The 8,119-nt window shown below is 60.4% G+C and carries 9 protein-coding genes and 1 pseudogene; 6 read left to right on the top strand and 4 right to left on the bottom strand.

What is annotated here, in order from left to right:
• Positions 1-529 precede the first annotated feature (529 nt).
• Together BRA1253DRAFT_RS45585 and BRA1253DRAFT_RS31910 are read right to left on the bottom strand one after the other, a co-directional pair.
• Entirely contained in the window at positions 530-952 is a 423-nt protein-coding gene (locus BRA1253DRAFT_RS45585) for a hypothetical protein (protein WP_007601179.1), read from the bottom strand.
• 11 nt (positions 953-963) lie between these two features.
• Entirely contained in the window at positions 964-1,185 is a 222-nt protein-coding gene (locus tag BRA1253DRAFT_RS31910; RefSeq protein WP_007601178.1) for a hypothetical protein, read from the bottom strand.
• Between the two features lie 316 nt (positions 1,186-1,501).
• Here BRA1253DRAFT_RS31910 and BRA1253DRAFT_RS43910 point away from each other — a divergent pair, with 316 nt between their 5' ends.
• On the top strand, positions 1,502-2,101 hold the full coding sequence (locus tag BRA1253DRAFT_RS43910) for a hypothetical protein (protein ID WP_157158656.1): 600 nt from the start codon (positions 1,502-1,504) through the stop codon (positions 2,099-2,101).
• On the opposite strand, the gene BRA1253DRAFT_RS42175 is transcribed toward BRA1253DRAFT_RS43910, so the two are convergent.
• Positions 2,098-2,283, bottom strand: coding sequence for a hypothetical protein (locus BRA1253DRAFT_RS42175; RefSeq protein ID WP_007601176.1), 186 nt, complete (start codon positions 2,281-2,283; stop codon positions 2,098-2,100). The genes BRA1253DRAFT_RS43910 and BRA1253DRAFT_RS42175 overlap by 4 nt on opposite strands.
• A gap of 831 nt (positions 2,284-3,114) precedes the next feature.
• Between BRA1253DRAFT_RS42175 and BRA1253DRAFT_RS44690 the strand changes: the two genes are divergently transcribed.
• The 3 genes and pseudogenes from BRA1253DRAFT_RS44690 (at position 3,115) to BRA1253DRAFT_RS42165 (ending at position 4,782) form a co-directional block, all read left to right on the top strand.
• A complete protein-coding gene (locus tag BRA1253DRAFT_RS44690) occupies positions 3,115-3,279 on the top strand; it encodes a hypothetical protein (RefSeq protein WP_198288274.1) in 165 nt (54 codons plus the stop codon).
• Positions 3,280-4,137: 858 nt separating this feature from the next.
• A pseudogene (locus BRA1253DRAFT_RS46335) lies at positions 4,138-4,257 on the top strand (IS481 family transposase); the annotation flags it as partial.
• 72 nt (positions 4,258-4,329) lie between these two features.
• Positions 4,330-4,782 carry a GcrA family cell cycle regulator gene (locus BRA1253DRAFT_RS42165; RefSeq protein WP_245286006.1) on the top strand — a complete coding sequence of 151 codons (453 nt, stop codon included), beginning with the start codon at positions 4,330-4,332 and terminating at the stop codon, positions 4,780-4,782.
• A gap of 246 nt (positions 4,783-5,028) precedes the next feature.
• Here BRA1253DRAFT_RS42165 and BRA1253DRAFT_RS31890 read toward each other — a convergent pair whose 3' ends face one another.
• Positions 5,029-5,679: a DUF6745 domain-containing protein gene (locus BRA1253DRAFT_RS31890; RefSeq protein WP_051058475.1), complete on the bottom strand. Its 651-nt coding sequence runs from the start codon at positions 5,677-5,679 to the stop codon at positions 5,029-5,031.
• Positions 5,680-5,706: 27 nt separating this feature from the next.
• On the opposite strand from BRA1253DRAFT_RS31890, the gene BRA1253DRAFT_RS31885 reads away from it, so the two are divergent.
• Positions 5,707-6,033, top strand: coding sequence for a hypothetical protein (locus BRA1253DRAFT_RS31885; RefSeq protein WP_035994314.1), 327 nt, complete (start codon positions 5,707-5,709; stop codon positions 6,031-6,033).
• Between the two features lie 323 nt (positions 6,034-6,356).
• Entirely contained in the window at positions 6,357-7,421 is a 1,065-nt protein-coding gene (locus tag BRA1253DRAFT_RS31880) for an IS110 family transposase (protein ID WP_007601172.1), read from the top strand.
• The last annotated feature ends 698 nt before the right edge of the window (positions 7,422-8,119 follow it).

Genomic DNA, 8,119 nt, shown 5'->3' with positions numbered 1-8,119 from the left:
CTTTACCGGCAAGAAGAATTTTGTCTGGACCTGCAACAAGGACACAAAGGAGCAGGCGTTCAATGATGGGAACGTGGTCGCGATTATGCGGATCACGGACCTAAAGGCCTAAGGCTCGTTTCTTCGCAAAAAAATCGATTGTAGTTGCGAATGGCGCACGCGACGGCGCACCGATCGCGTCGGTTTGCCCTCTGACGTGACTTCCTGGTTGCGCCGAACTCTAGATATGTCGCTGCGCCAACCGACGCGAGACAAACGTCTAAGGGCTAGTTGGCGGACGATATGAAATCGACGAGCGCCGCGACAATTGGTCGGGGCGTCTCAATTCAAGACTACTGCAACATGAAGAGAGAGAGGGAGAGAGAGAGAGAGGGAGGCCGATGTCTGAATTGGGTCATTCGCGTCGGTTTGGCCGATAGTTAGCGACTTCGGTCTAGCCCCGTGAACGGACATGTAGCGGCAGCCCGCCGTGGAAGCGAAGGCCCAATAGGCGACGTCACGCCCAAACGTGACTGACGCAATGCCGCGGCTAGCGAAGTGGGCGGGGCCGGCTGAACAAGAAACGGCTGGGAGTGAACTTTCGGGCTACTGCGAGCGCGCTGCCCTCGCACGTTTCGAGCGCGATCTTCTGGGCCAGCATGACGTCTCCAATCGGAAGGTCGCCAACGGGCAGGAAACACAAGCCGATCCTTGGACGGCCGTTTTCGCCGATCTCGCAGACATTCACAGCCGCTCCCGCATAGATTCTGTAGCGGTTGCCCGTGTCGCCGCCGACCACATCGAAATAGCCCGTCTGCGCGAATTGCCGCCGCTGGACGGGCGAGAGGTACTGCCGCAGCAGTAGCAGCGCGTGTCCTTCCGGAGTCCTCTCGGCGCCGTGTCGAATGAACAGCGCCTTTGCGGCCCTCCTCCGTGAGCGTTCACCCGGCCGCGACCGCCTGAACAGCCACACAGCTCAGCGATTCAGCCGCCGACCAGCCGGGGGAAGAAGAGAGTTTCTTCCGCAGTGGGGTCGAACGATCGGATCCGCGACACCTGACCTGAACCGGTCCGGACCGCGGCGGTGAAGCCGACGTTCGTCAGCTCGCGAAATCGCTGCTCGGCCTTGGCTACTTCTCGTGCATCGTCCGCGTCGAAGAAGTGACGGCTGTCGCCGGTACTGTCCATCACAGTCTGGATCGGCATGCGGATCTCTCCTTGTTGATCATGACTGAATATTGTTGCAGCTCTGAAGTTCCTCGATCCGCACCAAAGCTACTGCCTCCGCGCCTCGCAACCAAGGCTTCGGTATGGTGGTACGCAGATGGCCCGCAAGTCAGGGCGCAGTTTTTGTGGACTTCGGCGAACAGCATCAGCCCGCCACAGCATCACCGGATATGGCCATTGGTCGAAAGTCGGTCCGCATCCTTCCACAAACCAGCTTTCGCATTCACATACCATAATTCACCTGATGGAGAGCGCAGTTATGCTCAGAGTGGGCGTTGCGAGTTCAGAGGCTTTCATGCCGTACTACGAATTCGAGCTTGTCACCTATGCAACATGCCAGCATCAAGGCGGAATGATCCTTGAAGATCGACAAGGAGCGGCGGACCAAACAGAACGTCTCGCGGCAGAGCTCACGCTGGTACGACCAGAACTGATGTCCCACAATTCTGCAATTCGGGTTCGAGATCACAGCAACGCTGAAATCTATCGCACTGCGCTCGATGCTCTTGCAATCCGGAACGCCACCCAGGTCCCGGCACACCATTGTACTCACGATAGCACAACGTTCGTGCTGCCGATTGGACATTCATCCGGCTGCTCCACCAACTGCACCCAAGCTCACCGAGGCGGGTTCAATTCGCCTGCAAGCCAACCGACCGCATCTGTCTTCATCGGATCCACAGCGAACGACGCCGTCTCGGTACGTTCGCAGGTCGAGCATTCGAACGTGCGCTTCTCGAATCCGGACTTGCCGGGAGAGATGCGCGCCAATGCCATCCGGTGTTTGCATACCGGACACATCGGCCGTTCGTTGATACACGCAGTCATCCACTGGCCCCAAAGAATACTCATTTACCCCAATCCGATTTTCGAAACGACAAATGGTGAGCGCTAGGCAGCAGCTAAGTCATGCTGACCAGGGGTGAAACAGCCTTCAATGTCGGTTGGGAGAGGAGTCGCCGCCAAATGCTCCCAGTATTCTGCCTCGGCGAGCAGTTTCCAGCTTCTGTCAGGATGAAGCGCGGCACTCTGCCGACAGAGCGCCGCCATCGCGCGCAAGCGCTGTGCGGTTTCCATTCCAGCCTCCCATGTTTTCCCATCTTATTTTTTGCTTTTACGCTGGAGTCATTATGATTATGCGTCAGAACTAATTTTTGTTTTTCCCGACCGCGACTCGATACGCGCTTGCTGCGGTTGGCTTTCGTTTCGAGCGCCGACGCTGTTCATTTAGCGCAATGTTCCGACTGGACATTCGTCCTGGTTGAAGCCTTGTGCTCTGACGGACCACGGCTCCGCCACGCCTTTTGGTGCACATGCGGTGCTCGCGAACGATACAGGGAAGGAATTTCGGCGCGGAGAGAAGGACCTCTTCAGCCCTGGCCTGATCACGCAGTTACGACTTGGAACGCGCGCTTGCTCCACCATCCGCGGTCGCCCCCAGGGGAAACGCCCCCAGAGCGTCCGCCATCGCAATTCTCACTGCCTTAAAGATCATTATGGCCGGACTTTTGACTCCCTCAAATGGAGCTGCGAGTCAGGTTTCATCGTCATCGCCATCGTCGTCCTGATCGTCTTCGTCCGAATCGACGGCCATAGCTTCGATGTAGTCACGGCAGGCATCCCGCAGTGTGCGACACGATGTCGGATCGTCAGGGAAAACCACCATCCCCCGGTCTTCCTTCCATAGATGGAAAAGGGCGATGTGAGCGACATGACGCCCGCGCGTGCTGCACGATATCCGTGCGGCTACACAACGCAGTTTCAGCGGTCGATAAGTTATCGTTGACTTGTCGTTTTGGAAAGCCGCCGCACCACTTAGCCTCGTGGTGGCCGGCACCACCCGTAAATTTCCCAAGTGCCGGCAACCAGGCGCAATGGTTAAGTTGCGACAGGTTTGAGCGCCGCATCATGAAAACACAAAAGCCAAAGCAATGGGCCGACCGCGAGGTCCAGCAACTGTCCAAGCTGGCCCGGGCAGGCGCTGGCGTATCGAAGATCGCAGCCAAGCTGGGCCGTCACGCAGGATCGGTGAGGCGAATGGCGGGAAGGATAGGGATACTGTTGAAGAAGTAGCCGTTGAGGAAGCTCGCATGCCTCGCGCGAATGATGGCATCACGGCTTACCTACAACCCAAAACCGCGACTAATCTCCCGCACAAGCCTGCGCGCAGCTCAGTATTTCGACCATAGAAGAGCACCTGATTGAGCTGCGAAGGATGGTCAGCCCAAATAGCGCGATAGCAATACCTCTAAACATGGTGGTGGACCGGGTTGCCCCGGCCTTCGAGGGATTGGGGGGAGCTGGGCACGACTGCATTACCCACTTTGGGGCCGTGTGCCGGGAACACTCGGTAATCAGCGAAGCGTTCCAACGCCGCACCGTCGCAAAGACTCAGCGGCCTCTGCCAGAGCCTTCCGACGAAGCCGAGGGGCAGCTAAAGTTGGCGTGCCACAACTTCAAAGAGATGAACGGGCTGGGGAAACTGGAAAAGGCGTATGCCGCGATGGCGCTCGCGAACGGGACGGAGCGGTTTCGACGGTGATCAATACGCGCCGCTCCGCTTCGCGCACGCGGGCCCGAAGACACTCCAGTTCGGACAATTGAGACGCAAGCCGTTCCTGACGCTCATGCAGCCGCACAATGGCGTCAACCGCTAGACCGGGATGTTCACGCATGTCGTGTACCCCCCAACCAAGCCTTCTAACATGCTTGGATCATGGCCCGTCGGCGGACCAATCGGGAAAATGATGCAACAGAGACTGAAATCGGCCGACGTTGTTCCAGCATCCACATATGTGAATCGTATGTTGCTGTTGGAAGTTAATTCGGCGGAGTGCATCAGGCGCCGCGCGAAGGCGCAGCCGAACTGTCCGGTGGTGAGCGCCATTCCGCGCGATGCAGGGCTTTACGTTCGGTCGACCTGTCCCGGCTCAGCGACCCGACTCTTCTCACCAGTGGTCCAACAAAAGACGCGGCGCTGGCTGGGATTTCGTCCACGTCTGCATAGACGACCATTCCCGCGTCGCCTTCTCCGAGATCAAGCTCGACGAACCGGCGGCCGTACGCGAGCCGGACGAAAACTAGATTGACGCGTGTTCGGCCGTGGGTGCTATAATATCCCCCATGGGCTGGGATGCGAAAGACATAGGGCTCCTCATCAGGCTCTGGTCCGCAGGACATAGCGCGGCGCAGATAGCGCGCCGGCTCGGATGCAGTCGTAACGCGGTCTGCGGCATGCTGACCCGTCAGGGCCTAAAGCGCGGTCACAAGCTGCCCACGGCAACGCCTAAGATAAGGCCGACCCCGAAGCTGAGGGCGACGTCGTGGCAGCTTGCGCCGGTCCAGTCGCAAAGAAGATCTCGCGGAACGCGGCGGAGAGGCAGCAGCCCAAGCAATTCAGCAAGCAGCAGCTTTACGAGATACTGGCTGAGGCGGTCAAAAATACTGGCTAAGAGGTCACCGCGAATGCCGTTGCGCTGCGCTCAGTATCGGCTCGGCTCGACGGTTCGGGGGTCGTGCCCCTTCCCAAGTTCGTCCCGTTCGCGTCAATCGCGTCGGTGTAGTCCTCCGCGATGACTTCCGGTTAGCCCCGATGAGCAGACGTCTTTGGCGCCATCGCAGGGTCTCAAACGGGCCAGAAGCTGCCATTTCTCTTGCCGCGTCGGCGATACTGTCTATGGATGTCGGCCTCTCCTGGCTTGACCATGAACTGCACCGTCCAACCAGCTTCGACCTGGCCGGATTTGAGCTTCCGCTCGCGACGCCGAGCCGGAAGGGAGTGCCACGTCGACCAGGTCCCGGCGACAACGGACGCGGGATGCGTCAGGTTTCCTTGCGCGGATTGTACTTGCGCCCGGATTGGCTAAACGTCCACGCCTTGCGCGCGGTCGTGACGCTTGGTGGCACGCGCAGCCAATGGCACCTTCGCGAGCCGTCCGGCTGAGGTGTAGGGTTCATAAGCTCGATCATCACGATCGGCTCGTCGTCTCCGCCCGGGAAGTCGCGCCGCCACAGCGTGCCGTAGCGCTCGTCGCGGTCCAACTGCTCGCCTCCGGCGTCGCGGATGTAGGCTGCTGCACCGCTCACGTCTTCGCCATAGCGGTACCCCTCAATCATGACGCGGCGTATTTCAGCGTTTCGCTCGCCGTCGATCGCAGTCGTGCTGATGGTGTCGGGACGTTCAATGACATCGCCCGGGACCCGTACGCCGTGGGCGGCGTAAATCGTCCAGCCGTCGGGGTAGGCGACCGCCGGTCCGGTTTCACCATGCAGCCGCCCGTGGTCATCGCGATGAAGAATGTTGGGCCGTTCCGAGCAAATATTCTGATGCGGGAGCGCCCACCCTGCCGATTGCGCCAGTTCCCAACGACCGGACAGCTTGTCCGTCTCTTCGACCAGGCCGACCACGTCCCGGAGATAGCGATGTACTGCGAGCCATTCGGCGCGACCGATAGACGCTGTAAACGACGGCATCGCGGACGCTGTCCAACGCAGTCCGCGATGCTGTGCCAGACGTTGACCGTGACACCGAGCCAGATGCTCATCAAGATGCTGTCAATGCTGTTCCAGACGATGGGAGTCACGCGGTCCTTGACCCTGTCACTGACGCTGTACCAGACGCCGCTCCCGACGCTTTCCCACACGCTGTCCCCGCTGTCTCCGGCGCTTTCCAGGACGCTGTTCTCGACGCTCTCCGCGACGCCCCTGCTGATTTTTGTGTTCTTGTCGAGCATGTGGGGGGCGCGGATGGTCGCACGGGTTAGCCCCATCGACATGGGCGAGCCACACCACACGATCTTCGCGGCGGGGGGCGCAAGGCCGCCCTGACGGTACATCTCACGGATCGCCGCCTCAGCACGTGGCCGGTCGGCAGGATCGGTGCAGAGATTGATCAACGTCCACCTCGCGGCGTATTCCGCCCTGCGTGCCATTTGCTCGGGCGTTAGGCGTTGGATTTTCTTCGGCGACATGATTTGGACATCGGCCCGCGGCGAGAATGGTGTGTGTCATGGTCTCGAAAATTGCGCTGCAGTCAATGCCCGGGGACGCCGAGCGATGCCAGCAACGTCCGCTAATGGAATGGTCCGGCCGTGCTCCGGCCCTGCCAGTACGAGAAGCTGGCAAGGGGCGCCCAAGACAAGGAGCACGCCATGTCTCAGAAACTCGACGCTTCGCCCGCCGTCATCGGCATCGATATCGGCAAGAACTCGTTCCACATCATTGGCCAGAATCAGCGCGGCGGCATCGTGCTGCGGCAGAAGTGGTCGCGCGGCCAGGTGGAAACGCGGCTCGCCAACCTGCCGCCGTGCTTGATCGGCATGGAGGCCTGCGTCGGCGCGCATCACCTCAGTCGCAAGCTGCAAACGCTTGGCCACGACGCCCGCTTGATGCCGGCGAAATACGTGCGCCCCTATTCGAAGGGACAGAAGAATGACTTCCGAGATGCGGAAGCCATCGCCGAGGCGGTCCAACGCCCGACCATGAAGTTCGTCGCAACCAAGACCGCCGACCAGCTCGACCTGCAGGCGCTGCACCGCGTGCGCGAGCGATTAGTCGGTCAGCGCACCGGCGTCATCAATCATATCCGTGCGTTCCTGCTGGAGCGGGGCATCGCCGTGCGGCAAGGCCTGCGCTCCCTGCGGTCCGAGTTGCCGGGTATCCTCGCGACGCGCACCGATGTGCTCTCGCCTCGCATGTTGCGCATCATCGAGGATCTGGCGGGTGACTGGCGCCGGCTGGATGAGCGTATCGAGGACCTCTCCAGCGAAATCGAGGCATTGGCCCGTCAAGACAAAGGCTGCGAGCGACTGATGACGGTGCCCGGCATTGGCCCGATCATCTCGAGCGCGATGGTGGCTGCGATCGGCACTGGAGACGTGTTCTCGAAAGGCCGCGACTTCGGCGCCTGGCTTGGACTGGTGCCGAAGCAGATATCGACCGGCGACCGCACGATCCTCGGCAAGATATCAAGGCGCGGCAATCGCTACCTGCGCGCGCTGTTTGTGCAGGCCGCGTGGGTTGTGCTGGTCAAGGTCAAGGGTTGGGAGCGCTATGGCCTCAAATCTTGGATCGAAGCCGCCAAGAAACGATTGCACCACAACGTGCTGGCGATTGCGCTCGCCAACAAGCTCGCCCGGATCGCCTGGGCGGTTCTCAACAAGGGACGCGCCTTCGAGTGCGTCAACACGGAGGAGACGGCGTCCCGAGCTGCCTGATCCTCGCACCGTGCTCGGGGCCGTCAAGGCGCGGCCTGACCGCGGTAGAGCAAGACGTCAGGACAGCACGACGGCCGGCCTTGACGGCCCTTGCGCGCGGCGCGTCTGCGCGCGCAGGCCGGGACAAAGGAACGACCGCCAGGCACGAACTAAGGAACAGCACGAGGTGAGGTGCGATCGATGACGTAACCAACATCCCTTACCCGCCGAGGTCTGCGAGAGGAATGAGACAACGATGGAGGATCGGTCTTCCCGGCGCATGCGAACACTGGTGACCCGAATGGCCCGTTCGAGGCCTGTCCGCTAATTAGCTCGAATGCGCGCTGATATCCATGATGGCCCGGAGCACAACACGCTCCAATCAGAGGCCGGATACATTGATGCAAGACCGCATCTGCCAGGTTGACGAAACCTCTTGCAACGCGCGGCCGGACCATACATGCGGGTCACAAGCGACCGATCACGACCAAGCAGCGCGGCGTCCGCTGTAAAACTCGATTGTGTTGCAAAACTCCGGTTGAGACGACTCGCGAACCGTGATTCCGTTGGTGTGAGGCGGCATTTGCGGGAGCAGCGGATGTTAGGTCGGCAGGAGAGCGGTCAGGGCCAGTTCTTTTACTCCTTTGATCTCGACAAGGTGGTGCCGGTTGATCACCTGGTACGGCAAATCGACGGTTTTCTGGACCTGAGTTGGGTGC

The organism is Bradyrhizobium sp. WSM1253 (assembly GCF_000244935.1).
Taxonomy (GTDB): domain Bacteria; phylum Pseudomonadota; class Alphaproteobacteria; order Rhizobiales; family Xanthobacteraceae; genus Bradyrhizobium; species Bradyrhizobium canariense.
Note: the sequence above shows the minus strand (reverse complement) of the source record. Positions and strands in the feature narration are given on the sequence as shown.